The organism is Aeromonas aquatilis, assembly GCF_054052405.1.
Map to the genome: position 1 here is coordinate 35,603 of NZ_JBSTYP010000029.1, position 26,110 is coordinate 61,712.

22 protein-coding genes are annotated in these 26,110 nt (G+C 61.0%); 14 read left to right on the forward strand and 8 right to left on the reverse strand.

From position 1 onward, the window contains the following. Nucleotides 1–10: 10 nt before the first annotated feature. Entirely contained in the window at nt 11–3,385 is a 3,375-nt protein-coding gene (locus ACW5W8_RS13140) for an AAA family ATPase (protein WP_498628253.1), read from the reverse strand. Between the two features lie 214 nt (nt 3,386–3,599). Here ACW5W8_RS13140 and cysZ point away from each other — a divergent pair, with 214 nt between their 5' ends. Continuing rightward, a complete protein-coding gene (gene cysZ / locus ACW5W8_RS13145) occupies nt 3,600–4,364 on the forward strand; it encodes a sulfate transporter CysZ (protein ID WP_498628254.1) in 765 nt (254 codons plus the stop codon). A 146-nt stretch (nt 4,365–4,510) separates the two neighbouring features. Beyond that, nucleotides 4,511–5,125: a trimeric intracellular cation channel family protein gene (locus ACW5W8_RS13150; RefSeq protein ID WP_498628255.1), complete on the forward strand. Its 615-nt coding sequence runs from the start codon at nt 4,511–4,513 to the stop codon at nt 5,123–5,125. Between the two features lie 85 nt (nt 5,126–5,210). Here the strand turns inward: ACW5W8_RS13150 and ACW5W8_RS13155 are convergent, their stop codons facing one another. From ACW5W8_RS13155 to ACW5W8_RS13170, 4 genes are all read right to left on the reverse strand, one after another. Then, nucleotides 5,211–5,462, reverse strand: coding sequence for a DUF3862 domain-containing protein (locus ACW5W8_RS13155; protein ID WP_498628256.1), 252 nt, complete (start codon nt 5,460–5,462; stop codon nt 5,211–5,213). A gap of 47 nt (nt 5,463–5,509) precedes the next feature. After that, a complete protein-coding gene (gene mepK, locus ACW5W8_RS13160; protein WP_498628257.1) occupies nt 5,510–6,055 on the reverse strand; it encodes a peptidoglycan L,D-endopeptidase MepK in 546 nt (181 codons plus the stop codon). A 150-nt stretch (nt 6,056–6,205) separates the two neighbouring features. Then, nucleotides 6,206–7,690 carry a L,D-transpeptidase family protein gene (locus ACW5W8_RS13165; RefSeq protein WP_498628268.1) on the reverse strand — a complete coding sequence of 495 codons (1,485 nt, stop codon included), beginning with the start codon at nt 7,688–7,690 and terminating at the stop codon, nt 6,206–6,208. Between the two features lie 91 nt (nt 7,691–7,781). Then, entirely contained in the window at nt 7,782–8,546 is a 765-nt protein-coding gene (locus tag ACW5W8_RS13170) for a substrate-binding periplasmic protein (protein ID WP_498628258.1), read from the reverse strand. A gap of 323 nt (nt 8,547–8,869) precedes the next feature. Here ACW5W8_RS13170 and ACW5W8_RS13175 point away from each other — a divergent pair, with 323 nt between their 5' ends. The 5 genes from ACW5W8_RS13175 (at nt 8,870) to ACW5W8_RS13195 (ending at nt 14,364) form a co-directional block, all read left to right on the forward strand. Continuing rightward, complete coding sequence (locus ACW5W8_RS13175; RefSeq protein WP_498628259.1) at nt 8,870–9,415, forward strand: hypothetical protein; 546 nt, start codon at nt 8,870–8,872, stop codon at nt 9,413–9,415. Between the two features lie 55 nt (nt 9,416–9,470). After that, nucleotides 9,471–10,490 (forward strand): glycosyltransferase family 2 protein, encoded by a 1,020-nt coding sequence (locus tag ACW5W8_RS13180; RefSeq protein ID WP_058056731.1) that lies wholly within the window; start codon nt 9,471–9,473, stop codon nt 10,488–10,490. Beyond that, nucleotides 10,487–10,858 (forward strand): GtrA family protein, encoded by a 372-nt coding sequence (locus ACW5W8_RS13185; protein ID WP_005338463.1) that lies wholly within the window; start codon nt 10,487–10,489, stop codon nt 10,856–10,858. Before ACW5W8_RS13180 ends, ACW5W8_RS13185 begins: the two co-directional genes overlap by 4 nt. Next, nucleotides 10,858–12,024, forward strand: coding sequence for a hypothetical protein (locus ACW5W8_RS13190; protein WP_201994861.1), 1,167 nt, complete (start codon nt 10,858–10,860; stop codon nt 12,022–12,024). Before ACW5W8_RS13185 ends, ACW5W8_RS13190 begins: the two co-directional genes overlap by 1 nt. A gap of 228 nt (nt 12,025–12,252) precedes the next feature. Continuing rightward, entirely contained in the window at nt 12,253–14,364 is a 2,112-nt protein-coding gene (locus ACW5W8_RS13195; protein WP_498628260.1) for an alpha-amylase, read from the forward strand. Nucleotides 14,365–14,439: 75 nt separating this feature from the next. Here ACW5W8_RS13195 and ACW5W8_RS13200 read toward each other — a convergent pair whose 3' ends face one another. Continuing rightward, on the reverse strand, nt 14,440–15,066 hold the full coding sequence (locus ACW5W8_RS13200; RefSeq protein WP_498628261.1) for a glutathione S-transferase N-terminal domain-containing protein: 627 nt from the start codon (nt 15,064–15,066) through the stop codon (nt 14,440–14,442). 171 nt (nt 15,067–15,237) lie between these two features. Between ACW5W8_RS13200 and ACW5W8_RS13205 the strand changes: the two genes are divergently transcribed. The 4 genes from ACW5W8_RS13205 (at nt 15,238) to ACW5W8_RS13220 (ending at nt 18,811) form a co-directional block, all read left to right on the forward strand. Further along, a complete protein-coding gene (locus ACW5W8_RS13205) occupies nt 15,238–15,882 on the forward strand; it encodes a response regulator (protein WP_005338467.1) in 645 nt (214 codons plus the stop codon). Between the two features lie 113 nt (nt 15,883–15,995). Beyond that, nucleotides 15,996–16,592 (forward strand): TetR/AcrR family transcriptional regulator, encoded by a 597-nt coding sequence (locus ACW5W8_RS13210; protein ID WP_421318059.1) that lies wholly within the window; start codon nt 15,996–15,998, stop codon nt 16,590–16,592. 82 nt (nt 16,593–16,674) lie between these two features. Then, nucleotides 16,675–17,553, forward strand: a complete 879-nt coding sequence (locus ACW5W8_RS13215; RefSeq protein ID WP_498628262.1) for an alpha/beta hydrolase — start codon at nt 16,675–16,677, stop codon at nt 17,551–17,553. 112 nt (nt 17,554–17,665) lie between these two features. Then, complete coding sequence (locus ACW5W8_RS13220) at nt 17,666–18,811, forward strand: patatin-like phospholipase family protein (protein WP_498628263.1); 1,146 nt, start codon at nt 17,666–17,668, stop codon at nt 18,809–18,811. Between the two features lie 28 nt (nt 18,812–18,839). On the opposite strand, the gene ACW5W8_RS13225 is transcribed toward ACW5W8_RS13220, so the two are convergent. After that, nucleotides 18,840–20,792, reverse strand: a complete 1,953-nt coding sequence (locus ACW5W8_RS13225) for a cation:proton antiporter domain-containing protein (protein ID WP_498628264.1) — start codon at nt 20,790–20,792, stop codon at nt 18,840–18,842. 118 nt (nt 20,793–20,910) lie between these two features. Between ACW5W8_RS13225 and ACW5W8_RS13230 the strand changes: the two genes are divergently transcribed. Then, a complete protein-coding gene (locus ACW5W8_RS13230; RefSeq protein ID WP_108611918.1) occupies nt 20,911–21,813 on the forward strand; it encodes a GGDEF domain-containing protein in 903 nt (300 codons plus the stop codon). An 89-nt stretch (nt 21,814–21,902) separates the two neighbouring features. Here the strand turns inward: ACW5W8_RS13230 and tilS are convergent, their stop codons facing one another. After that, complete coding sequence (gene tilS / locus ACW5W8_RS13235) at nt 21,903–23,261, reverse strand: tRNA lysidine(34) synthetase TilS (protein ID WP_498628265.1); 1,359 nt, start codon at nt 23,259–23,261, stop codon at nt 21,903–21,905. A gap of 180 nt (nt 23,262–23,441) precedes the next feature. Here tilS and ACW5W8_RS13240 point away from each other — a divergent pair, with 180 nt between their 5' ends. Then, nucleotides 23,442–25,475 carry a M13 family metallopeptidase gene (locus ACW5W8_RS13240; protein WP_498628266.1) on the forward strand — a complete coding sequence of 678 codons (2,034 nt, stop codon included), beginning with the start codon at nt 23,442–23,444 and terminating at the stop codon, nt 25,473–25,475. Nucleotides 25,476–25,533: 58 nt separating this feature from the next. Next, nucleotides 25,534–25,971, forward strand: coding sequence for a PliI family lysozyme inhibitor of I-type lysozyme (locus ACW5W8_RS13245; RefSeq protein ID WP_498628267.1), 438 nt, complete (start codon nt 25,534–25,536; stop codon nt 25,969–25,971). Nucleotides 25,972–26,110 lie beyond the last annotated feature (139 nt).

Here is a 26,110-nt window from a genome sequence, read left to right on the forward strand (position 1 = left end):
GCTTCTCTTTCTAGTTTTGCTCAGCCAAAGCGACGGCTTCACCGATATCGACCGACACAATGCGAGAAACCCCGGGCTCTTGCATCGTGACGCCAACCAGCTGCTCAGCCATCTCCATGGAGACCTTATTATGACTGATGTAAACGAACTGTACTGTGCTCGACATCCCTTTGACAAGAGAACAGAAGCGACCGACGTTCACTTCATCGAGCGGTGCATCCACCTCATCCAGCAGACAAAAAGGTGCTGGATTGAGTCTGAAGATGGCAAAAACCAGCGCAAGCGCGGTTAACGCCTTCTCCCCCCCGGAAAGCAGGGCAATGGTAGCATTCTTCTTACCCGGAGGTCTCGCCATGATGCTCACTCCGGCCTCCAAAAGATCATCGGAGGTCAACTCAAGCCAGGCACTGCCCCCACCGAACACTTTTGGAAACAGGGATTTTAAATCTTCGTTGACCTTATCGAAAGTGTCCCGGAACCGTATTTGTGTCTCTTTATCAATTCTTTTAATGGCTTGGCTCAAGGTTTCCAGCGCTTGCTCAAGATCCTGACACTGATTTTCCAGATACGTTGCTCGCGTTTTCGCCTCTTCGTACTCTTCCAGCGCAGCCAGGTTGATGGCACCAAGTGCTTCTACTTGCGTCTCCAACGTCTGGATCTCCTGGCGCAGCTTGCCGCGATCAGCGGCAATCAACACCGCCTGATCGAGATCTACCAGTCGAACCCCCAACTCTTCGAACTGCTCGTGCAGCCCCTGTCGACGGGTGAGGTTACGTTCGCGCTCAAGGCGCAGGGTTGCCAGCTTCTCTTGCAACGTCACCAGCTGCTTGTGATCGGCACTTCTGGCATGTTCCAGCTCACCAAGCTGGCGCTCCAGCTCCGCAAGCCGTTGATGGCAGGCGAGCTGCTGCGCCTCCAGATTGCGCTGCTCGGCCAGCAGGGGCGCCAGATCCGGCACGGCCTCGCTATCCGGCCCTTTCAGCCCGGCCAGCTCCAGCCCGAGCCTCGCCAACTCCTCTTCGCCCAGGGTAATGAGTTGGCGCAGATTGCCCAACTCCAGTTGCAAACGCTGGCAGACCGCTTGTTGCTGCTCGCGGCGCACACGGGCCTCGTCGACCGCCCGCTCGCAGCGGGTCAGCTGCTCCTGAGCGACCTGCAACCCTTGCGTCAGCGGCTCCCCCTGCTCCTGCAACTCGGTAAGGCGCGCCTCATCGCATTCCAGTTGTTCACGGGCGCTGGCCAGCCGCTGTGCCTCTTCGGCCTGCTCCTGATCGAGCCGGATCAGCTCTTCGCCGAGCTGACCGAGCCGCTGCAACCGCTCTTGCCGCTGACCCTGTTGCAGGCTCCAGGCTTCGCGCAGTTGTTGCCATTTTTGCTCCTGCTCGCGCAAGGTTCGCTGCGACAACTCCTGCGCGCTGGCAAGCTGGGCGCGCCGGGCATCGGCAGCAACAAGTTGCTCGCTCAGCTGTGCCAGCCCAGCGGCAACCTTCTCCTGCTCGGCATGCAACCGCTCACGCTCACCGAGCAGCGCCATGGTGCCGAGCGCCGCGCCCTGCCCCAGATCTGCCCAGTTTGGCCCCAGCCAGTCACCAGCAGGAGTCAGTACCGACTCACCGGCCGCAAGGCTTGGCTGGCGGGCCAATGCGGTCTCCCGGCTCTCCACCAGCCAGATGGCATTGAGGAAGGCGGGAATGTGCTCACCACCCAGTTGCGCCGCCAGCGTACCGGCAACCGCCGGTTGCGCCGGGCCAATCCAGAGTCCCTCTTGCGCCAGATTGCACTCGTCCGCCGGCGTTGCGGTGAGCCAGCGACCCAGCACCTTGTCGAGCGCCTGTGCCCACTCAGGGGCAACCTGCAGTCGATCTGCCAGGGTCGCCCCCTCCATCTGCTCGCCGAGGATCTGATCCAGCGTCGCCAGCCGAGCCTCCAACTCCCGTTGCAGGCTCAACTGCTGGCCATGCTGCTGCTTGAGTTGTTCATGGGCGTCGACCGCCTGCGCCAGTTGCTCGGTCAGCTCACCATTGGCCGCCCGCGTCAGCTCCAGCTCACCACTCAGGGCATCGAGGGCCGGTTGCAGATCGTCAGCCTCTGTGCCGAGGGGGCCAGCGCGTTCATCTTCCAGCTTGAGGCGCGCCAGCCGGGTCTTGGCTTGCAGCTCCTGCAAACCACCCAACCGGGTACGGGTCTGATTGAGCTGCCCCTGCACCCCGGCCAACTGTTGTTGCCACTGCTGCTGGCGTAGGCGGGCCTGCTCCAGCTGCTCGCTGGCGTGCTGGCGGGCCTCCTGCTGCTCGGTGAGCAACTGCTCACACTGCTCCAACCGGGCGCTCTCCTGCTCTGCGCGCAATACCCCTTCGGTCAGTTGATCCTGCTGGCTGGCAAGCTGCGCCTTGCGGGTAGCAATCCGCTCACCGAGCGCCTCTGCACGGGCCTGCCAGTCGCGCCCCAGTTCACTCTGGTGCAGCTGTTGCTGTTCGAGGCGAGCGATGGCCTGGCCACCGAGAAAAATCTGTTGCTGGCGGCTCGCCTGTTCGGCTTGCGCCTCTTGTCTGGCGACCGACAGGGTGACGTGGCGCCCTTCGTCTGCGGTGCGTTTGGCATCGAGCGCCGCCAGCGCCTGCTCGGCCTGCGCCAGCTCTGTTTTAGCCTCGCCAAGGCGCGTCTCCAGCGCCCACAACTCGGAGCCAATCAGCTCTGAGCGAGCTGCGCGCGAACGACTCTTGAGCTGTTTGTAGCGCTCGGCGGTCTCGGCCTGGGCTTTGAGGTGGTCAAGGCGAGAGCCCAGCTCGCCGCGAATATCGCCGAGGCGCTCCAGATTTTCCTGGGTGTGGCGAATGCGCTGCTCGGTCTCGCGGCGCCGCTCCTTGTAGCGGGAGACCCCGGCCGCCTCTTCCATAAAGAGTTTGAGGTCGGCCGGGCGCGACTCCACCAGTCGGCTGACTGTGCCCTGCTCGATGATGGCGTAGCTGCGGGGGCCAAGGCCGGTGCCGAGGAAGAGGTCGGTCACATCCTTGCGGCGGCACTTCTGGCCATTGATCTGATAGTGGTTGGAGCCGTCACGCAGCACTTCGCGGCGCACCGAGATCTCGGTAAAGCGGCCGAACTCGCCGGGCACCCGGTTGTGGGGATTGTCGAATACCAGCTCCACCGAGGCGCGCCCGTGCGCACTGCGGTTGATAGAGCCATTGAAGATGACATCGGTCATGTTCTCGCCGCGCAGATGGCGGGCGGAGCTCTCCCCCAGCACCCAGCGCACCGCGTCGATGACGTTGGATTTGCCACAGCCATTGGGGCCCACCACGGCAGTCATGTCTGCCGACAGTTCGATGCGGGTCGGCTCGACGAACGACTTGAAGCCGGCGAGTTTGATCAGTTTCAGACGCATGGCGACCTGTATCAGTGGCTAAATAAAGAGGAGGCGGGCAGGCAATTTTACCAAATCCAGACCCGGCTTTGTTTGTAATATGCAGGCATCATCCCCATTCAATGCCCGATTTTCAGTCGCCACGGCACGAAATAAGGAATAGTCGGCGACTTTACCAAATCAAAGGCTTGTTTGTAATATGCTGGCAGTTCTCCCATGCATAGATGGAGCTCACATGAGCCAATCACCCCATATGGTCAAAGATTCAATCAGCGGTGCAGACTACTTCCTGCGCGGGTTTTCCCTTATTCGCCAACCGGGCATCCGCACCTTTGTGCTGATCCCCCTGCTGGTCAACTTCGTGCTGTTTGCCGGGGCCTTCTATGCCCTTCTGCTGCAGCTCGACGGCCTGTTCGCCTGGCTCCATCAGCAGATCCCCGCCTGGCTCGACTGGCTGGACTATCTGCTGTGGCCCATCGCCCTCATCACCATCCTGGTGGTCTTCTCCTTTATCTTCAGCTCGGTTGCCAACTGGGTAGCCGCCCCCTTCAACGGCCTGCTGGCGGAGAAGGTGGAGCAGATCCTCACCGGCCAATCCGCCAATGACAGCGGTATGCTGGATATCGTCAAGGATGTGCCACGAACCTTCGGCCGCGAATGGACCAAGCTGAAGTATTACCTGCCCAAGGCCATCGGCTGCCTGATCCTGTTCCTGATCCCGGTGGTGGGCCAGACCCTGGCGCCTGTGCTCTGGTTCCTGTTCAGCGCCTGGATGATGGCGATCCAGTACATCGACTATCCGTTCGACAACCACAAGATAAGCTTCATCACCATGCGCGATGCCTTGAAGCAGCGCCGTGGCAAGTGCCTGAGTTTCGGCGCCCTGGTCACCCTCTTCTCCGCCATTCCGGTGGTGAACCTCTTTGTGATGCCGGTCGCCATCTGTGGCGCCACCGCCATGTGGGTCGATCACTACCGGCAGCAGCAGTTGGGACGCTAATCCTTGAACATTGATTAGAAAAAGGCACCCGAAACGGTGCCTTTTTCGCATTTAGCATGAATTAAATTAATGCATGTATTCGAACGCTTGTCCCATATAACTCGAGTTGGTAGGATGCGGGCCTTTCTCGTTCCCTGGGATATCTCATGTTATATGCACTCTTCTTGGTGGGCCTGGTGGCCGAAGGGATGACCGGCGCGCTGGCCGCGGGTCGGCGACGGATGGATCTGTTTGGGGTGGTAATCATCGCTTCGGCGACGGCCATCGGTGGCGGTACCATTCGCGATGTGCTGCTGGGCCACTATCCGCTGCTCTGGATTGAGCATCCGGAATATGTGCTGCTGGTTGCCGCCGCTGCAATGGCGGGGGTGGTTTCCGCCCCCCTGATGCGCTATCTCGGCAAGCTGTTCATGGCGCTCGATGCGCTGGGACTGGTGGTATTCTCCATCTTCGGCGCAGCCCGTGCGCTGGATATGGGCCACGGTGCCGGCATCGCCTGCATCATGGCGGTGGTGACCGGGGCCTTCGGCGGCGTGCTCAGGGATCTGCTCTGCCAGCGTATTCCGCTGGTATTTCGCCGCGAGCTCTATGCCGCCATTTCGCTGATCACTGCCGCGCTCTACTGTCTGGCACTGGATCAGGGCCTGCCCAACGACTGGGCGGCTTTCGGCGCCATTGGCATCGGCTTTGTGCTGCGACTGCTGGCGGTTCGCTTCAAGTGGGGACTGCCCACCTTCAACTACCAGTACGCCACCCACTGAGTACGCCAGTTTCTGGCGAAGCGGGTTGGATTGCGAGCAACAAAAAAGCGCCCGAGTGGCGCTTTTTACATGGACGGTCTGCGACTCAGTTAATTCCTTCCGAGCTGAAGAAGGTCGCCTTGTCGGCGATAAAGCGGATCTTGATGTTCTTCCCCTCGCCGCCCCAAAGGCAGCTGGTGGTGCCCAACGCATCGTCACAACGCTTCGCCTTGCCCAGAATGGTGTTGGCCTCGGCGTAACTCATCCCCATCTTCAACTGGTCGTAATTTTCGCGGTTGAGCTTGCTGCAACCGGTCACCAACAGGGCGATCAGGCCACCAATCACTAACTTTTTCATCGCTATCTCCTCACTGGTGGGAAGAGCTTGGCAGCTTGCCAACCCCTTTACCAGCTGCGGACCGGGCCGGTATCGAGGTGAACGAAGTTATCGCGGGGATAGTAGCCGACGCCACCCACCTTGAGATGGAGCGCTGCCTTGCGCAGATTGGCCAGCTGCACGCCGGGAATGCGCACATCGACCGCCTGCCCCAGAGTGTGGTAGCTGTGCTTGGCCACGCCGCGGCTCTTGTGACGCTTCTGGCGATTGGTCGCAGGGGCGCGATAGCCGGAGATCAGCTGGATTTCGCTGCGCCGGCCCAGCTTGTGCTGTAACAGGAACAGCTGATCAAACAGCTTCTTGTCGATGTTGAACACTTCATTGCGCCGGTAATCGCGGAAGATATGGTTGAGCTCGGCCAGCCCATCATTCAGATAGCGGCCATTCTCCCAATAACTGACCCTTGCCCGCTCACCGGTGTTGAGGTTGAAAAAACTCAGTTCACGACCAGTGGTACTGCGGCTTGCCAGTGCGGGGAAGGAGATCAGCGAGCTGCCCAGCAGGCAACCGGCACCCAGCAACAGGCGACGTCGACTTATCTCTTGTTTAAGCATTCGTTGTCCGTCCATCGCAGATTGAAGTGAAACAGGTGAATGAATTTGATACCGGGGCTCGAAACTACCTGCAGGTCCCCCTCATGTCAAACCGCAGGGGCTCAATAGAAAAGCCCGGCACAGGCCGGGCTTTTCACTCTGTGGCAGGGATCACAACAGGCGGCTCTGGAAGCTGACCCGATCAAATCCGTAGATGTCGTTGCGCAGTTGCTGGCGACCATTTTCGTCGATCCAGCTGCTCCAGTAGACGGTAAAGACCGGGATCGGCTTGGTCAGCGGCAGCCACTTGGTCTCGCTCTCCTTGAGGATCGAGGCCACCTTATCCGGCTGGTAGCGGGAGTCCGCCAGCAGCAGTTCAGCCAGATCATCGGCATGCTCGACCCGGATACAACCCGAGCTGAAAGCGCGCGCCCCCTGCTCGAACAGCGCCTTGCGCGGGGTCGAGTGGAGGTAGATGGCCTCGTTGTTGGGCAGGTAGAACTTGTAGCGCCCCAGGGCATTGTGATCACCCGGCTTTTGCCGCAGACGATAGGGGAAACCGGCGGCCAGCGCCTGACGCCAGCCCTCTTCGGTGAACTGGATCGGGTTACCCTCACCATCGATGACATCGAACTGCTCACGACTCAGATAGGCAGGATCGCGACTCAGCTTGGGCAGAATGTCCTTGCTCAGGATCGAGCGCGGCACATGCCAGGAGGGGTTGAGTACGATGGAGCGAATTTCGCTTGCCAGAATGGGAGTAGCCCGCTGCTCCTTGCCGACGATGACCCGGCTGGTAAACACCTCGTTGCCGGACTCCACCACGCTCAGGCGATAGTCGGGAATATTGACCAGCACGTAGCGGCCAGCGGCGAGCTGATCCACCAGATCGCGACGCCACAAGTTGCGCAACAGCAGGCTGGCGCGCACTTGCGGGCCGGTATTGAGCCAGGAGCGGGTCTGGCGGCCGATAATACCGTCAGCGGTAAGGCCATGACGACGCTGGAACTGCTTGATGGCCTGCTCGGTATCGCCATCGTAAATCAGATCACCGTGGCTCGGGGCGCTGTCACCCAGTTCGTTGAGCATGGCGCGGATTTGGCCAAGCTCGGCGGAGCTCTCTCCGGCACGCAGGGTCGGCATATCGAGGGTCGGCCACTTGCTGGCCATCGGCATTGCCAGCAGTTTGTGCACTTTAGCCCGCACCGCCTCGTATTCCGCCACCTGAGGGCGCAGGGATTTCACCTGGGTGAGCAGGTCATCATCGCTGGGTTGGGTCACTACAGGGCGGTTCAAATCGAGCTTGAGAGTCTTCATCTGCTCGCGCGAGACCAGATCCATCCCCCGCCAGGCATGCTGGAAACGGCTCAGCTTGGCAAAAATGTCGTCATAGATGGCACCACGCTTGGCGGCAGGCGCGGCCTGCAGGCGCTTCCACAAGGTGAAAAAATCGGGGTGCAACTGAGCCAGCACAGCCTCTTGCAACTGCTGCTCCAGCTCGACACGGGCCTGTTCGGCCTGACTGCCCTGATACCAGTCATGCCCGGTTTTACTGGCCGCCATCACTACTTGTGCTTCGGTCGCATGTACCACGCCGGTGGGCAAACATCCCAGCCACACCAAATTGGCAAGGGCCAGCCAATACTTCATCCCCATGAATACCTCAAACGGTTTGTTCACTCTGTCAGGCCTGACAGGCCGACCCGATGCTCAGGCCGCTCATGATGCGTGAACGGCCAATACTTTGCTAGCGCCCGGAAGCATAACGTTGCCAGATAATGTCATACGCATCGGTCCCCTTGAACCGCGCTAACGCCTGATTGAATTGTTGCAAGAACTGCGGCGAAAAGCTGCGCTTGCCCAACATAAAGAAGCTCGGCGATTCAGATACCACCATGGGGTGGCTGGTGAACAGACCGCTCATCCCCTCCTTGTTAAGGGCGCTGGGGGTAGCCAGCATGTCACCGAGAAAGCCGTCGATCCGCCCGCGGGCCAGTTTCTCGAAATTCTGCTTGTCGCTCACCGCACTCACCTGTTTGGCATAGCGGCCGAGCAGCGACATCACCTCATCACCATAAAAGTACTCTTTGGTGACCCCGAGGGAGTAACCACTGGCCAGCCAGCTCGCCAGATCCTGCTCGGGGTAGTGGCTGCCCTTGCGGATCCACAGCAAGGTGCGCCCCGGGTTGTAGGCGTCGGAAAACCAGGCATAACGGGCGCGCTCATCATTGATATTCGCCTCCATCGCCATGTCTATCTCGCCATGCTCCATTTCGTGCAGTACCCGCTTCCAGGGCAGCTCCACATAGTTGACCTTGCAATCCATGGCAGTGAGCACAGCCGTCAGCACCTCGGCGGCATAACCGCGAACCTGTGTCGGTGAATCGGCCTCATGGTAATGGTAGGGGGGCCAGTTATCGTAACCGACCCGAATGGGCTCGGGACACTGGGTCTTGGCCAATGCCATTGGCGCCCATAATCCAAGCAGTAGACAGCAGGAGATCCACTTCATATGTCATCCTTGACGAACGGGTAAGTCATCATAAATCGCCCCCTGAAAAATGGCGAGAGAGGCCAGCTGACTATCGCATCCGCTAGAAAATGACGCAGCAAAGTCTCTCTATCTGCCAAACCGCCTGCCGGAGCACCCCTTGCCACTGGCGACTTACGCCCCGCCAGCCTTGTTTGACCAGAAGACTGCAACGTTTGGAACAGGGGGAAAAAGGGGTTAATATGTGACCAAATATTTTTTTGTGATCCACTATGCTTTTTTTGCAATTGGATTAGCATATGCGCGACATCGGCCTACCCATTCTGTCAGGCATAGAGAGTGATATGACGTACAAAAAGTTCGGTTTTTTGACTGCCATTATGGCGTTAAGCGGTTTTTATCTTTACACCCTCTATCTGGCTGCTCACCCCAACGTGAGCCTGGCCTACAAACTCTATTATCTGGAAGGCAAGACCCGCTTCTGGGAACACAACTCCAGCATGACCTATCAGCCGGGCAACGAGCTCAATCTGACCAAACCGAGCCGTTTCCTGTCGAGCGAAGGCTGGGCCAAGAAGCCGAGCGACGAAGGTACCTTGCTTAGCGGTCAGGGCGGTCTCTACTTTGTGCTGCCCAAGCAGGCGGCCAATCCGGATCAACTTACCGTACAGGCCCGCATCCACAGCCCGGAAGCCGGCGCTCTGTTGAAAGTGGCGCTGGGTCACGACTTCACCACCACGGTGAAACTGGCCAAAGCGGGCATCAACGAAATCCGCTTCAGTCTGCCCGGTGACTCGCTCACGGCAGATCCCAAGCGCCCCAATTTTCTGGCGCTCTCGGCACCTACTCCCATCAATGTGCAGTCGGTACGTTTGACCGTAGCCCAGTGATCCTTGCCCCGAACACCATTTTATAAAAACAACTATCCCAAATAAGGACGTTCTTATGTCGCATCCAGATTTTCGACTCTCTCTGGTCGTTCCCGTTTACAACGAGGAAGAGAGCATCGATGCCTTCATCAACGCGATAGACAACGAACTGGCCCCGCTGAAAGACCAGCTTGAAATTGTATTCGTCAACGATGGCAGCCGTGACCGCACCCGTGAAGTGGTCGAGCAGGCCATCGCCCGTGACCCGCGCGTGACCCTGGTCAACCTGGCACGCAACTTCGGCAAAGAAGCCGCCTTGACCGCCGGTCTGCATCAGGCCAAAGGGGATGCCATCGTGCCGATGGACGTGGATCTGCAAGACCCGCCCGCCCTGATCCTGGAGTTCGTCAAACTGTGGCAGACCGGTGACTATGACACCGTCTACGGCATCCGCGTCGATCGCAGTGCCGATACCCCGATGAAGCGCCTGACTGCCGGTGGCTTCTACCGCTTCTTCAATGCGCTCTCCACCAGCACCAAGCTACCGGAGAACGCAGGTGACTTCCGCCTGATCGACCGTCGCGTAGTCGAGGCGATCAAGCTGCTGCCGGAGCGCAACCGCTTTATGAAGGGGCTGTTTGCCTGGGCCGGTTTCCGTGCCGTTGGCGTCCCCTACGAGCGCCCGGCCCGTCACGCCGGTGAAACCAAGTTCAACTACTGGAAATTGTGGAACTTCGCCCTCGACGGTCTGCTCAGCTTCTCCAGCTGGCCGCTGCGGGTCTGGAGCTATGTGGGGGTCAGCGTCTCGCTGGTGGCCTTCCTCTATATCCTGAAAATCATCACCCAGGTGATCTTCTTCGGCATCGACGTACCCGGCTATGCCTCACTGATGTCCGTGGTGCTGTTCCTCGGCGGTATCCAGCTGTTGTCGCTCGGCATCATCGGCGAATACATCGGCCGCATGTTCGTGGAAGTGAAACAGCGTCCGGTCTACCTCATTGAAGGGGTCTATGGCCAGTATGCCAAGCAGGATGCGGCCAAACCGCAGAGCGCTGACAGCAATCCGCAAGAGCAGCAGGAGCAGGCGCCTCAATGATCTCCCGCGAGGAATTCTGGCGGCTGGTACGTTTCGGTTTTGTCGGCGGGGGGGCTACCCTCGTCGACCTTGGCACCTCCATCGCACTGTTTCATACCTGGCCCACCATCTCGGAGCACCTGGTTACCACGCTGGCTTTTGCCATCGCGTTCTGGTTCTCCTTCTTTGGTCACCGCTACATCACCTTCCAGAAGCAGGGAGCCGCCAGCAAGTTTCTGCTGGTCGCCCTCTTCTCGCTGGCGGTGCGTAACCTGATCCTGAGCGGCCTGCTGTTTGCGGGGCTCTCCGGTCTGCTGCCGGTGGTCATCGCCACCCTGACCGTTACCGTCCTCACTTACGTTCTCTCTCGCGTCTGGGTTTTTGCCTGATGAATGATATGACCAATACTGCCCCGCTAACCGGGGCTGCACTCCCCTATCGCCCGTCACTGCGCATCAGCGGTCGTGACTGGCTGATGATCATCGCTGCCTTCATGCTGAGCCGGGTGGCGCTGTATGGCATGGGCTACTTCGGTGTCCAGCTCTATGGCTCCCCCGACATCGGCCCGCTGCAGGCCTATTGTCAGTTCGACTGCGTCTGGTTCCAGCGCATTATCGAGAACGGCTACGATCTCTACCCGCGCTGGCTGAGCAAGGGCAATGCGGCCAACTGGGCCTTTATGCCGCTCTACCCGATGGTCTCCGGTGCCATCTCCAACCTGTTCAATGTCGAGAGCCTGATCGGCCTTATCATTGTGGCCAACGCCTCCTTCTTCGCCAGCCTGCCGCTGATGCTGCTGGTGCTGCGTCAGCTCAAGCTGGGTGACGATACCGCCCGCTTCGGCGTCTGGCTGCTCGCCTTCTCCCCCTTCTCCGCCTACTTCGTCTCCGGTTATACCGAGTCGACCTTTATGGCACTGATGCTGGGGATGTTCCTGTTCGCCTATCGGGAGCAGTGGCTGATGGTGGCCGTGCTGGGGGTCTGTATCTCCGCCACCCGCAACCTGGGGGTGATGATGGTCTTCCCGGTGCTGATCCTGGCGCTGCAGGCCTACGGCTGGCGGGAATTTTTCCGCTTTACCGAGCGCGCCTTCAAGGTGGTGTTCACCCTCTGGATGATCCCGTTTGGCCTGTTTGCCTACATGGTCTACCTCTATCACCTGACCGGCGATGCCTTTGCCTTCAAGCACATTCAGGTGGCCTGGGGTCGCTACATGGACAGCCCGCTGGACTGGTGGCTGAGCGGTTTCGAGCTGGGCGGCCGCAAGGCTTACCTCTCCATCATGGTGATCTTCGGCTGGTGCCTGAACGGTTACCTGTTCAGCCAGAAACGCTGGGCGGAAGCGACCCTGATGTTCATCTGCTGCACCATTCCGCTGATGACCGGCCTCAACGCCATGCCACGCTATATGTTCGGGCTCTACCCGACCCTGCTGGCCATCATTCTGCTGACCCATCGCTGGCCAGCCATCCGCCCTGCTGTACTCTGCATCAGCGGCATGGTGGCCTCCTTCATCGCGGTGGCCTTCGTCAACTTCAAGTTCTTCACCGTCTGATGTGACGACGATGCCTGAAACGCCAAATGCCGGTCACCTGACCGGCATTTTTTATGGCCGCTATTTTTATCGACAGAGCGTCCCATCTCCTCTCCGTCACACTTTCCTCGGCTTGAAAACGTAACCATTTGAACTGATGTCACAAATCGGCATTTTGCCGATCCAAGGCGCGCTTTGCTGCTCCTAGAATGGGCCCTTGTCCGAACTGCCCTGCTCAAGGAATGGCTTATGCGTCGTGCTCCCCTTTTATCCCCCCTCTGGCTTGCCCTGCTGGCCGCGCCTCTGTTCACCCCACAGGCGATGGCCGCCCCCGAGGTTCGCCTCTATGTGGATGGTCAACCGGTGGCGACCCCGATCGTTCTGGACAAGGGCACGGTGGAGCTGACTCACCCTCTTGCCAAGGGGAGCCACCAGATCCGCATCAGCGACGCAGGAAACAGTTGCGGCACCAGCTTTGGCCCAAACGAGAGCAAGCCGCTCCCCTTCGGCACCGCCCAGCCCATGGACAAATGCAGCAAGGATCAGAGCTTTACCCTTCGGGTGATGCTGGCCGGGGAGTATCAGTTCACCTTCAACCCGGATACCCCCAGCCTCAAGGTGTTGCGGGCGACCAAGAAGAGCGAGTTCAAGCGCCAGCCACCAGAAGAGCCCTGCATCAGCTGGGATGGCGGCCCGGTCACTGTATCCCTTAAAGGGATTTGGCCCGACGGCACCCGACTGCGGGATGCCTACTCAAAACAAGAGGCGGTGGTCAAACAGGGCAAGCTGACCCTGACCCCGAGTAAAGAGAGCGGCGGCCTGCTGCTGCTCGAGCCGGTCAAGGCAGCCAAGCCAGCACCATTCAGCTGGGATCAGGCGAGCATCTATTTCCTGCTGACCGATCGCTTCCACAACGGCGATCCCGCCAACGACCAGAGCTTCGGCCGCCAGAAGGATGGTCAAGACGAGGTGGCTACCTGGCACGGCGGTGACTTCAAGGGGCTGACCGAGAAGCTCGACTACATCAAGAGCCTCGGCATGAACGCCATCTGGATCACCCCCATGGTGGAGCAGGTGCACGGCTTTATCGGCGGTGGCGAGCAGGGCAATTTCCCTTTCTACGCCTACCACGGCTACTGGGCGCTCGACTTCACCAAGATTGACCCCAACTACGGCGATGAAGAGAGCCTGAAAACCCTGGTGGACGAGGCCCACAAGCGCGGTATGCGGATCATCCTCGACGTGGTGATGAACCACGCCGGTTACGCCACCCTGGCCGACTTGCAGGATCTGGGGCTCACCGACCTCACCCAGAACACAACCAAGCTGCCGACCGTCTGGAACCAGTGGCGCCCGAGCGGCGGCCTTAACTGGCATGGCTACAACCAGTTCATCGACTATCAATCACCCGCGTGGAACAAGTGGTGGAGTGGTGACTGGGTGCGCGCCGGTCTGCCCGGCTACCCGCAGCCCGGCACCGACGATGTCACCGGCTCGGTGGCGGGGCTGCCGGACTTTCTCACCGAATCGACCAAACCGGTAGGGCTGCCGCCGCTGCTGGCCGCGAAAAAAGACACCCTCGCCAAGGCGCTGCCCGACGCTACCGTGAGCGACTATCTCATCGCCTGGCACACCGACTGGGTGCGCCGCTTTGGCATCGACGGCTTCCGCGCCGACACCGTCAAGCATCTGGAACCCGAAGTGTGGGCCAAGCTCAAGCAGGCGGGCAGCGCTGCACTCAAGGAGTGGAAGACTAACAACCCGGGCAAGGCCCTCGACGATCTGCCCTTCTACATGGTGGGCGAGGTGTGGGATCACGGGGTGGCCAAGGATTTCTGGTATCAGAACGGTTTCGATTCGTTGATCAACTTCGACTATCAGCGCGAGTTCGCACTGTCACAGGCCCAGTGCATGGCCAGCGCCGAGCCCACCTATGCCAGCTACGCCAGCCGCATCAATCAGGATCCCGAGTTCAACGTGTTGAGCTACATCAGCTCCCACGACACCAAGCTGTTCTTTGGCGACTATCAAGATGTGCCGCTACAACGCCGGGTCGCCAACAGCTTTATGCTGCTGCCGGGCGGCATCCAGCTCTACTACGGCGACGAGTCAGGCCGCGGGCTGGCCAAGGATGGCGGGGTGTTCGATCAGGCGCTGCGCTCGGATATGAACTGGCAGGAGCTGGCCAGCGGCGACAAGGCCGAGCTGGTCAAGCACTGGCAGCAACTGGGCCAGTTCCGCGCCGCCCATCCGGCCATTGCGGCAGGCAGTCACCAGAAACTCTCGGATGCACCCTACGCCTTCGTACGGGAGAAGGGGGATGACAAGGTCGTGGTGGTCTTTGCCGGCCGGCAGAAGTAACCCTTAAGCCACATTGACCAGCAGCAGAGAGGGGAGCCACTGGCTCCCCTCTCTCGTTTATCTATCTGCCAAGGCTCACTGTGACTGGCGCGCCGCCACCGGCCACTGCAACCGCGCCTTGACCAACATCTCTTGCCACAGAGGCCAAGAGAGCAGTGCCTGCTGATAGACCCCCGCCTGACCGGGCAACAGGATGCCATAGCTGGCCAGCCGATAGGCCATCACGGCATAGAAGGCGTCGACAATGCCCGCCTCGCCAAAGTAGAAGGGGCCCCGCGCCTGCGACCAGATCTCCTGCAAACGGGCCAGCTCACCGACCGCCTCCACCGGGGGATCGATACGGGTTGGCGCACCAAGGAAGAAGGGGACCATAGAACGGATCTGCCGAAATCCTGCATGCAACTCGGCGCAGAGGCTGCGAGCCAGTGCCCGCTCGGCCAGCGAAACCGGATAGAGCTGACGGTCGGGACAGAGCTCGTGAACATATTCGGCGATGGCCAGCGAGTCGTGAACCCGCACGCCATCGTGTTCGAGCCAGGGCACCAGACCGGCCGGTGCCAGCCGCTTGAGCCGCGCCAGCGACTTGGCATCCTCCAGATCGAACACCTGCTCCTGCCACGTCAGCCCGCTCATGGCGAGCACCAGTGCCGCCCGCATCGCCCAGGTGGAGCCGGTGCCCACCGCCAATACCAAGGATCCCATCTGTTGCCTCCTGCATGAGTTGCCTGCGACCGGCCTGTCTGCCTTTGATGGCAAAACATCCGATGGTCGCTTCACATTTGCACACCGGCGGGTTTGACCCTCTTGGTGAGCGATGCTAGTTTGATTTTTCAAAACAATCAGTTAGCAACAATGTGAGCCATTAACCGAAATATGGACAGCCAATTTACCATCGTCATCGCAGATGACCACCCCCTGTTTCGGGGCGCCCTTTACCAAGCGGTGCACATGGCCATCAACGACGCTCAATTGCTGGAAGCAGACTCCATCGACAGCCTGACCAGCCTGCTCGGCGAGCACCCCGAAGTTGACCTGTTGCTGCTCGATCTCAAGATGCCGGGGGCCAACGGCTTCGAGGGGCTGGCACACCTGCGCGGCCAGTATCCCGACCTGCCTATCGTGGTGGTCTCCGCCTCGGAAGATGCGGCCATCATCCAACAGGTGTTGCGGCTCGGTGCGCTCGGCTTCATTCCCAAATCGGTGCCGATGAAGGAGCTGGTCAACGCCCTCAATACGGTGATCGGGGGGGATAACTGGGTGCCGGAAGGCATCTCGCTCCATCCCGAATCGGAAGATGGCCCCGATTTCGCCAGCAAGCTGGCCAGCCTCACCCCCCAGCAGTACAAGGTGTTGATCATGCTGCGCGATGGCAGCCTGAACAAACAGATCGCCTGGGAGCTCAATGTCTCCGAAGCCACCATCAAGGCCCATATCACCGCCATCTTCAGAAAACTGGGCGTCAAGAACCGCACTCAGGCGGTTATCGCCCTGCAACAGCTCGATATCAAGGAGAGCTGAGACCCGCGCGCAGTGACACGCGGGAGACGACATAGCCAGCCATGCTGGCTATTTGTTGCTCGACAATTAGCACGATCGTACTTTATGCTGCCAGCGCCAACGAGGAGAGAAGGATGAGCAAGGGGCGCCTGACCCGGGAAACCATTTTGCAGACTGCCTTTGAGCAGGCGAGCCAGCAGGGGCTGGAGAGCCTGACCATCGGCTCGCTGGCCAGTGCCTGCGAGATGTCGAAAAGCGGCCTGTTTGCCCACTTTCAATCCCGCGACAATCTGCAGATCGCCGTGCTGGAGTACGCCGCCGAGGTATTTCGGCTGCGGGTGATCCAACCGGTACGCCAGCAGGAGCACCAGAGCCAGCACGACAAACTGATCGCCCTGCTGCGCGCCTGGCAGGCGTGGAACCACTGCTTCGCCGGACGCTGCATGTTTCTCGACGCCTGGACCTCGGTGCAAGATGGCCATGAGCAAGAGAGCCCTGTGCAGCAAGCAGCCCGGCAACTGGTTCGCTTCTGGCTCGACTATCTGGCTCGTCAGGTGGTGCAAGGTCAAGCCGCAGGCGAGTGGCGACAGGAGATGGATCCCTGGCGCGCCGTTTACCGCCTCTATGGCCTCTATCTGGCGGATCAGGTGTTCAACGACCTCGAACTGTGTCAGGATCCGGCCCGCCACTTCTGGCCCGAAGTGGACGCTCTGCTCGCCAGCTGGCGCTGATGTTTTGGCATCCGTTCAACACTAATTTTTAAAAACCGATAAAAAAGCACGACCGTTCGAACATAAAAGCCACAGGATGACCATGAGCAGCAAGATCTACTTCAACACCCGCCGCTTCAGCCCGAGCAAATGGCTGCTGGGGATCGGCACCCGGTTACACCACAGACTTGCCCCCACCCATGCCAAGCACACCGCCAGCAAGTTGCTGCTCACCCCACAGCGCAACCAGCGGGATGGCCACGAACCTGCCGGTCTGGTGAAGCAGGCCGTCCATACCAGCGAAGGGGTATTGATGAGCTATCGGCTCGGTCAGGGGCCACTGTGGCTGCTGATGCACGGCTGGTCCGGCAGCGCCAGCCAGTTCTATCCGCTGATGAGTCATATCGCCGCGCAGGGGTTCACCGCCATTGCCTACGATCATCCGGCCCACGGCCACAGTGCAGGCAATACCGGCCACCTGCCCCGCTTCGTGCGCGCCTTCGACGAGCTGGCAGCCAAATTGGCCAGCGAAGTGGGCCCGCTGCACGGGGTCATCGCCCACAGCATGGGGGGCGCCGTCACTCTATCCAGCCGTCAGCCGGGTATAGATACCCTGCCGCTGCTGTTGATTTCGCCAGTGCTCGACTATGTGCCTCAGCTTTATGGCATGGTGGCGCGCTCCGGCTACTCCATCCGGTTGTTCGATGCGGTGGTCAAGGAGATTGAGCAGGAGTATCAACACCCATTGAGCACGGTCGATCCACTGGGTCGCCTTGCCAGCCGCAGCGGCGAGGCCATCATAGTGCACGACGAGGAGGACAGATTTGCCCCCCATAACGACTCCTTGCGGGCCAGTCAGGATGGTCATACCCGGCTGGTGAGCACCCGGGGTCTGGGCCACGGTCGCATCCTCGCCAGCGCCCCGGTATTCGCCGCCTTCGATCAGCTGGCGCGGCCGGAAAATCCCCAGCGGGCTCTTTGACATGGGGCCATGAAAAAAACGGGCGAGCGCCCGTTTTTATATTTGATACAGCGCTTTATAGTTAACTTGTCAGTGGGAACATTCTTGTCAGAACACGATAAGGCGCCAGCATATGGCCAGACCCAATACAGCGTTGTTGCTCACCGGTGGCGGTGCTCGCGCCGCCTATCAGGTCGGCGCCCTCAAGGCGATTGCCGAGCTCTACCCGCGCAATCTCGGCATCCCTTTTCCCATCCTGTGTGGCACCTCGGCGGGGGCTATCAATGTCACCGCACTGGCCTGCTACGCCTCCAGCTTCCATCTGGGGGTGCGCAAGCTGGAGTGGGTCTGGCGCCGCTTCGAGACTCACCACATCTTCGATTTTCACCCGGGGCGCCTGCTGTGGCGGTTGATGTACGAGGGGTCGGCGGGGCTGATCAATCCCCACACCAACCACGCCTTTCACCTCTTTGACAACGCGCCGCTGCACCGCCTGCTGGATCAGCTCATCGACTATCACCGCATCGATGACAACATCCTCTACGGCAGTCTGGAGGCGCTGGCCATCACGGCGTCGGATTACGATGACGGCCTCTCCACCACCTTCTTTCAGGAGCGGGCCGACCACCATCCGTGGGAGCGGGCCAGACGGCGCGGGGTACGCACCGTGCTTACATCGGAGCACCTGCTCGCCTCCTCGGCGTTGCCCTTTGTCTTTCCTGCCACCCGGATCGGCGAGAAGTTCTACGGCGACGGTTCCATCCACCAGCTGAGCCCGCTCAGCCCCGCCATCCATCTGGGGGCTGAGCGGATCCTGCTGATCACCCTGGATCCGCCGGCGCACTCGGCGCCGACCCATCACCACGGCCATCTCACCAGCTCCAATATCGCCAGCCATCTGCTCGATACCGTCTTTACCGACACCCTCAACTCAGATCTGGAGCGGCTGTGGCGCATCAACCAGACACTGGATCTTATCCCGCTACGGGAGCGCAACCGCCTGCAATTGAAACGGGTGGAGACCTGCGTGCTGAAACCGAGTCAAGATCTCGACACCATGGCGTTGGCCTACCTGCGCAAGCTGCCGTTGCAGTTGCGCCGCCTGTTGCGGGTATTGGGCGTGAAGGGAGATGAGACCAGCAGTCTGGCCAGCTTTTTGATGTTCTATCCGGGTTATTGCCAGCAGTTGATCAAGCTGGGCTATCAGGACACCCTCAGGGAGCGGGAACGGGTCGTCGCCTTCCTCGATATCGAAGGGCTACCAAAAGAGCGGGAGTAAAGGGGGCGGCCGATGAGTGCGAGGGGATTCAGCGCCCCTCCAGCAAACGCTGCTCCGCCTGCTCCATCGCCACCACGGTACCAAACAGGATCAGCCGATCGCCAGCCGCCAGTACCAGCTCGGGTCTGGGCTCCAGGCTCTGATCCCCGCGCTGCACCTCCTTGATCCGCACCTCATCAAGCGGCAGCTCGCGCACTTCACGGCCCACCGCCCACGCCTGATCGTGCAGCAACAGCGGATGGAGGCGTTCAAGCAGCTGATCTGCCTCCAGATTGCTGGCACTCTGATCCCCCCAGTAGAAGCCGTGCAGGAAGCGATACTGGCTGCTACGCTCCAGCTCCATCCGGCGGATCACCCGACCGATGGGGATATCGCAATTGAGCAGCAGGTGGGAGACCAGCATCAGGGCCCCCTCCTGGGATTCGGGGATCACCTCGAAAGCCCCCGCCTGCTTGTACTGCTCCAGAAAACTGTCATCCCGGGTGCGCACCAGCACCTTGAGATCCCCCGCCAGTTCTCGGATCAGCGCCAGCATCGCCTCAACCCGCTTGCGGTCATCGAAGGTGATGATCACCAGCCGTGCCCGCAACAGCCCGGCGGCAAGCAGAATATCGCGGCGGCTGGCATCGCCGAAGGCCACCTGCTCCCCCGCCAGCTTGGCCTCGCTCACCCGCTCAGGGTCGAGGTCGAGGGCCAGAAAGGGGATCTCTTCGATTTTGAGGAAGCGGGCACAGGTCTGCCCGGCCCGGCCAAACCCGGCGATGATGACATGCTGGTTCTTGCTCAGGCCCGACTGGGCGACTTCGGAGCGGGTCAGCAGCGCCGGATCGGTGAGGCTGCGGGCCAGCGAATGGGCCTGGGTCACCAGCCAGGGGGTCATGGCGATGGAGATGATGCCGATGCCGATCAACCGGGAGACCAGTTGCGGATCCAGCAGGCCGTGGTGCAGTGCCAGCGCCAGCAGCACAAAACCGAACTCCCCCACCTGACTCAACATGATGCCGGCCGCCATGCTGTCGCGCTTGCGCTCTCCCATCAGCCGCCCAGCCAGCAGCACCAGCAGGGATTTGCAGAGCACCAGCAACACCACGCAGATCATTACCTGCCACCATGCCCGCGCCACCAGCTCCCAATCCATGGCCATGCCGATGGTGATAAAGAAGAGCCCCATCAGCACATCGCGAAAGGGCTTGATGTCTACCTCAAGCTGATGACGGTAGTGGGACTCCCCCAGCATCATCCCCGCCAGAAACGCCCCCAGCGCCATCGACAGCCCCAGTGAATGGGTCATGAAAGCGGCGAGCAGCGCCACCAACAGGGCACTCAGCACGAACAACTCGTCGGAGCGCGCCCGCGCCACCTCGTGAAACAGCAGCGGCAGCAACCACTTGCCCACCGCCAGCAGAGTGAAGAGAGCAAACAGCCCCTTGAGGGTGGCCCAGGCGATCTCGGCGGCCAGCGCACTCCCCTGCACTTCCGGCTGGGCGAGGATAGGGATCATCACCAGCAGGGGTACCACCGCCAGATCCTGAAACAGCAGCACGCTCACCCCCAGCTGAGCCCGGCGGGTATGGAGCTGCTTCTGCTCACCGAGCTGCTTGATCACCACCGCCGTCGATGACAGAGCAAGCGTCCCCGCCACCACCAGCGACTGGGCCAAACCCAGCCCCCACCACCAGCCGATGGCGAAGAAGAGCAGTGACGTGAGCAGCACCTGCAACATCCCGACCCCCAGCACCAACCGGCGCATCGCCAGCAATTTCGGCAGGGAGAACTCCAGCCCCAGCGAGAACATCAAAAAGACGATCCCCAGCTCGGCAATGGTCTGCATGATCGACTGACCGGTGATCACCGCCAGCCCGTGGGGGCCGAGCAAGACGCCGGCAATCAGGTAGGCAAGGATGACCGGCAAGCCGAGGCGCCGGAAAGTTGCCACCAGCAGCACGGCGGCGAACAGCAGGATCAACAGGTCGGTGTACAAATTTTCCTCTCCTTTTATCGACTTAAGCTTAGTCAGCCGATCTGGCGGGCAGGAAAGATATATTGGGCATGCCAATTGCAGGGAGGAGACAGTAGTCAGGTGTTACAGGTGGAAGACCATGGAAAATACGTCGTCACTTAATGGCTTTAGCCATGGCATCGAGCAGTGGGTTCGCCAGATGGAGCGGCTCACGCCGTTGCCCAGCGTTGAACGCAACCAGTTGCTCGAGCAGTTGTTGGGGCAGAGCGATCTCGGCGGTCTGCTGACAACTTTTGCCGATCGTGCGGCAAGAATTGTCAGGATCCACGGTCTCTACCTCGATTGTGGCCAGCCCCATGTACTGATCCAGCACCCGCCGCTGGCCACCCTCAACCTGCACAACTATCCGTTCGAGCTGCGCGGTCAACATGGCCAGCTGCTCGGCCAGCTTCACTACGAGCTGGAACATCCGCTGAGCGGCAGCCAGCAACGGGTACTGATGCAATACCATCAGCTGCTCTGCCTGCTGCTGCCCCTCTATCTGCGGCTGGAAAAACTGGATCAGCTGGTCAGGCTCGATCACCTGACCGGCCTTGGCAACCGCTCCTACTTTGACGAGGCCATCGGTCGCGCCATCGAGCAGCATAGCCGCGAGCCCCACGGTCTGGTGCTGGTGCTGCTGGATCTCGATCGCTTCAAGCAGATCAACGATACCTGGGGCCATCCGGTGGGGGATCTGGTGCTGAGCCGCTTCGCCCAGCTGCTCAAGGGGTGCATCCGCAGTACGGATCAAGCCTTCCGGCTCGGGGGAGATGAATTTGCCCTGCTGCTGCAACCGGCCGAACCCGAGGCGTGGCGCCCGGTCTGGCTGCGACTGCAGCATATGTTGATGACCAACAAGGAGCTCAGCACCTTCTCGGTCGGATGCAGTCTTGGCGCCGCCAGCTGGCAATCCGGGGTCGATGTGCCGAGCCTCTACGAGGCGGCCGACAGCCACCTCTATGCCCGCAAAAAAGCAGGCAAGGCCAGCTCTAACGAATAATCCCGAACTCTTCTTTGCTCCGGCACATGCGCGCCATGTGACCGGAGCTTCTTTTTTTGGGGCTAATCCCCCCTCACACCGAGATCACCTCATGCAAGATCCTGCTCGGGCAGGATGGGGGCGGCACCGTTTCCCTGCCAGTGGCAAACCAGCCCGGCACTCTGTGCCATAAAACCATCGCAGACAAAGAGCCCCACCACCGCCGCCACCTGCTCGCCATAGTAGAGGATGGGGATGCGTCCCCGTTGCCACGAAGGCACGCCATGCTCCTGCAGCAGCTTCTTCATCCGCCGACTACCGCTTCGCCCCACCGGTTTGAGGGGGATCCCGGGCGCCACCTGAAAACGCACCGAGAGGGGCTCGTCCGCTCGGGGGGAACGCAGCAGATCCTCGCCGTGCTCCGCCATGCGCACCACCAGCTCGCCCAAACCGTCCGGCAGGGTCAGCGGCTCGCCCACGGTGAGCGGCAACACCTGATGACAGGGTTGCAGATCAGGGCTCACCAGATAGAGCCGCTCCTGAAAACGGCGGCAACTCTGGCGCCCCCAGTTGAGCCGGGGATTGGCATCGCCACGCGCCAGCGCCACCTCCTGCCAGAGCCGGGCAAGCTGTTCACGGGATGGAATCTCCCCCCCCTGACGGCGGATCCAGTAGCGCAGCAGGTTGTTGCGCCGGGTGGATGAAAGGGCGTGCAGTGGGCCGATATGGAGCGCCTCCCCCTCGCCCGCCAGCTGCCAGTCACTCTCGGCCAGCTCCTCCAGCAGCGCTTCCTGCTCCGCGCACAGGGCCATGCTGCGCGCCGCGGTCTGGGCCATGGCGGGCCAGCGCGCCTTGAGCTGGGGGATAAGCGTCTGGCGCAAAAAGTTGCGGTCATAACTCACGTCCAGATTGCTCTCATCCTCCACCCAGCCAAAGGGGAGGCTCGCCGCCGCCTCGGCCAGCTCGGCGCGACTCATATCGAGCAGCGGCCGCAGCAGCAGACCGCCAGCAAAGGGCTGGCTTGGCAAGATGCCGGCCAGACCGCGCAGACCGGCGCCGCGCTTGAGGGCCAGCAGCAGGGTCTCCAGCTGATCATCCTGATGGTGGGCGGTGAGCAGCCACTCCCCCTCCCGCATCCTGGCAGTCAGCCGCTGGTAACGGGCGGTACGGGCCTGCGCCTCCAGACTCTCGCCATTGCCGCGGGCCAGAGTCACCCGCTCGACCAGCAGCTCCACCGCCAATTGCTGACACACGGCTTCACAATGAGCGACCCACTCATCGGCATGGGGACTGAGGCCGTGGTGCACGTGCAGGGCGCGAAGTGGCAGGCCATGCTCGCGGGCATACTGGACCGCCAGCGCCAGCAGCAGGGTTGAGTCGAGGCCGCCACTGAAGGCCACCAGCAGACCGGTGGAACCTTCCGGCGCTGGCATAGTCAGACAAAAGCGAGAATAAAGATGAGAAATCATAGGCTTCCCCAAAACGGACCGGCCGATCTTAGCAGAGTCGGGCTTATCAAGCTGCAACCCTGCTGCTAGAGTGAGGCTCGCCCGCCCTCTCCACCAGGCTGGCCGCAAGGCGGTCGCACAACCGGTTGGAGCAAGGAAGATGGGCAGGGAAGCAAACAACCCGAATTGGAATCAAACAAGATGAACAATAAGAAAAGCTTACTGGCCGGCCTGATTGGACTGGCCCTGCTGGCTGGCTGCAGTCAGGCACCGCAAGAATCCCCCAAACACTCCGGGCTGGCACTGGCCAATATGGACACCCAGGTCAAACCCGGCGATGACTTCTTCCGCTACGTCAATGGCAAGTGGCTCGCCACCGCCAAGATCCCCGACGATCGCCCCGCCGATGGCGCCTTCTACATGCTGCGGGACAAATCCCTCGCCGATGTGCGGGTGCTGGTCGAAGGGCTGGCCAAGCAGGAGGCCGCCACCGGCACGCCGACCCAGCAGATCCGCGATCTCTACGCCAGCTATCTGGATCAGGCAGGCCGTGACGCCAAGGGGCTCACCCCGCTGGCACCGGCACTGGCCGATATCGACCGGATCGGTGATCAGGCCGCGCTGGCCCGCGCCTTTGCCCAGTCGGGCCGCATGGGCGGCGGCGCGCCGTTCGGCATCTGGATCGACGCCGATGCCAAGTCTCCCGACCGCTATGCGGTCTACCTCTATCAAGGTGGACTGGGACTGCCGGATCGGGACTACTACCTCAAGCAGGATCCCGAGAGTCAGGCCCTGCGCCAGAAGTACCAGCAGCATATCGCCGCCATGCTGAACCGCCTCGGGGAGTCTGACCCGAGCGGCAAGGCCAAACGGATTCTGGCCCTCGAAACCCGGCTCGCCACCATCCAGTGGGACAACGTGGCCCTGCGGGATCGGGAGAAGAACTACAACAAGCGCCCCGCCAGCGAACTGGCACGGCTCGCCCCCCATCTCGACTGGCAGGCTTATCTCAATGCCGCGGGCATTGCTGGTCAGCCGGAGCTCATCATCGGCCAGCCGACCTATCTGAGCGCGCTGGATCAGGTGATGGCCCAGACCCCCATCGCCGATTGGCAGGCCTACCTCAAGTGGCAACTGCTGACCGACTACGCCCCCTATCTCGACAGCGAGACCGACCGCGCCAACTTCGCCTTCTACGGCACCACATTGAGCGGCACGCCCAAGCAGCGCGCCAGCTGGGAGCGGGCGCTCGGGGTGCTGAACGATCATCTGGGTGAAGCGGTCGGGCAGCTCTATGTGGCCCGCTACTTCCCGCCAGCAGCCAAGGAGCGGATGGAGCAGCTGGTGGAGAACCTTCGCACCGCCTACGGCCAGAGCATCAAGGAGCTCGACTGGATGTCGCCCGAGACCAAGGCACAGGCACTCGAGAAGCTGGCCAAGTTCCGCCCCAAGATCGGCTACCCCGACAAGTGGAAGGATTACAGTGCCATCACCATCAAACCGGATGATCTGGTGGGCAACCTGCAACGCTCGCAAGCCTTTGAATACGCAGATAGTCTGGCGCGCCTCGGCAAACCGGTCGACCGGGACGAGTGGCACATGTCGCCGCAAACGGTGAACGCCTACTACAACCCGAGCAACAACGAGATCGTCTTCCCGGCGGCCATCTTGCAGCCCCCCTTCTTCGACATGACGGCGGATGATGCGGTCAACTACGGCGCCATCGGCGGGGTCATTGGTCACGAGATGGGCCACGGTTTTGATGATCAGGGGGCCAAATCCGACGGTGACGGCATGATGCGCGACTGGTGGACGCCGCAGGATCTCAAGGAGTTCCGCTTCCGCACCAGCCGCCTGGTGGCCCAGTACAACCGCTTCGAGCCCATCAACGGCCAGTTCGTCAATGGCCAGTTCACCCTGGGGGAGAACATCGGCGATCTGGGTGGCCTCACCATCGCCCACAAGGCCTACGAGCTGTCACTGGATGGCAAGGAGGCGCCGGTGCTGGATGGCTTCACCGGCGAACAGCGCTTCTTCCTCGGCTGGGCGCAGGTGTGGAAGGGGATGTATCGCCCAGAGCTGATGCAGATGCTGCTGCGCTCCGACCCCCACTCGCCCCCCGAGTACCGGGTCAACGGCGTGGTGCCGAACATTCCCGCCTTCTACGAGGCATTCAACATCCAGCCGGGTGACAAGCTCTATCTGCCACCCCAGAAGCGGGTGAAGATCTGGTAGCAACATCACGGCGGGCTCCCCGGGAGCCCGCACTCAACAGACAGCAAGAGGTTGCAAGATGAACAGAGCATTGATGATGGCTGGGCTGCTGACCCTGCCGCTGGCGACACAAGCCGAAGAGGGATTTAGCAAGCAACTGACCCTCCCCTCCGGGCAGGTGATCCGGGTGGAGCAGGGGGCCGGTGAGCCCGCCTCCATCGGCAGCTATGACGTGCGACTCTATTCGGGTCAGAACGCCCAATTTCCGCTGGATGAGTTTCAGGATGGCAAGGTAATGGACCGCAACGGCTTTATCCGGGAGCTGAAGCTGGTCGATTTGAATGGCGACAAACAGCCTGAGCTGGTGGTCATCATCGAGAGTGCCGGCAGCGGCAGCTATCAGGATGCCGATGCCTACACCGTCAGCCCGCAAGGGGAGCTGGAGATCTTCAATCAGGTCAAGGAGCTGGAGCCCAAAGAGGATGTGGTCAAGGCGCTCAAAAGCCCGCAGGACTAAGCCCTCTCCCCGAATCTGAAATGTAAAAAGCCCTGATGATCAGGGCTTTCAGATTGCTGAAGAACCCCCTCTTTTTCAAAGAGGGGGTTCTTTTTTAGCTCGGCACCAGGGGGCCACTCACTGACTGACAAGCCGCCAT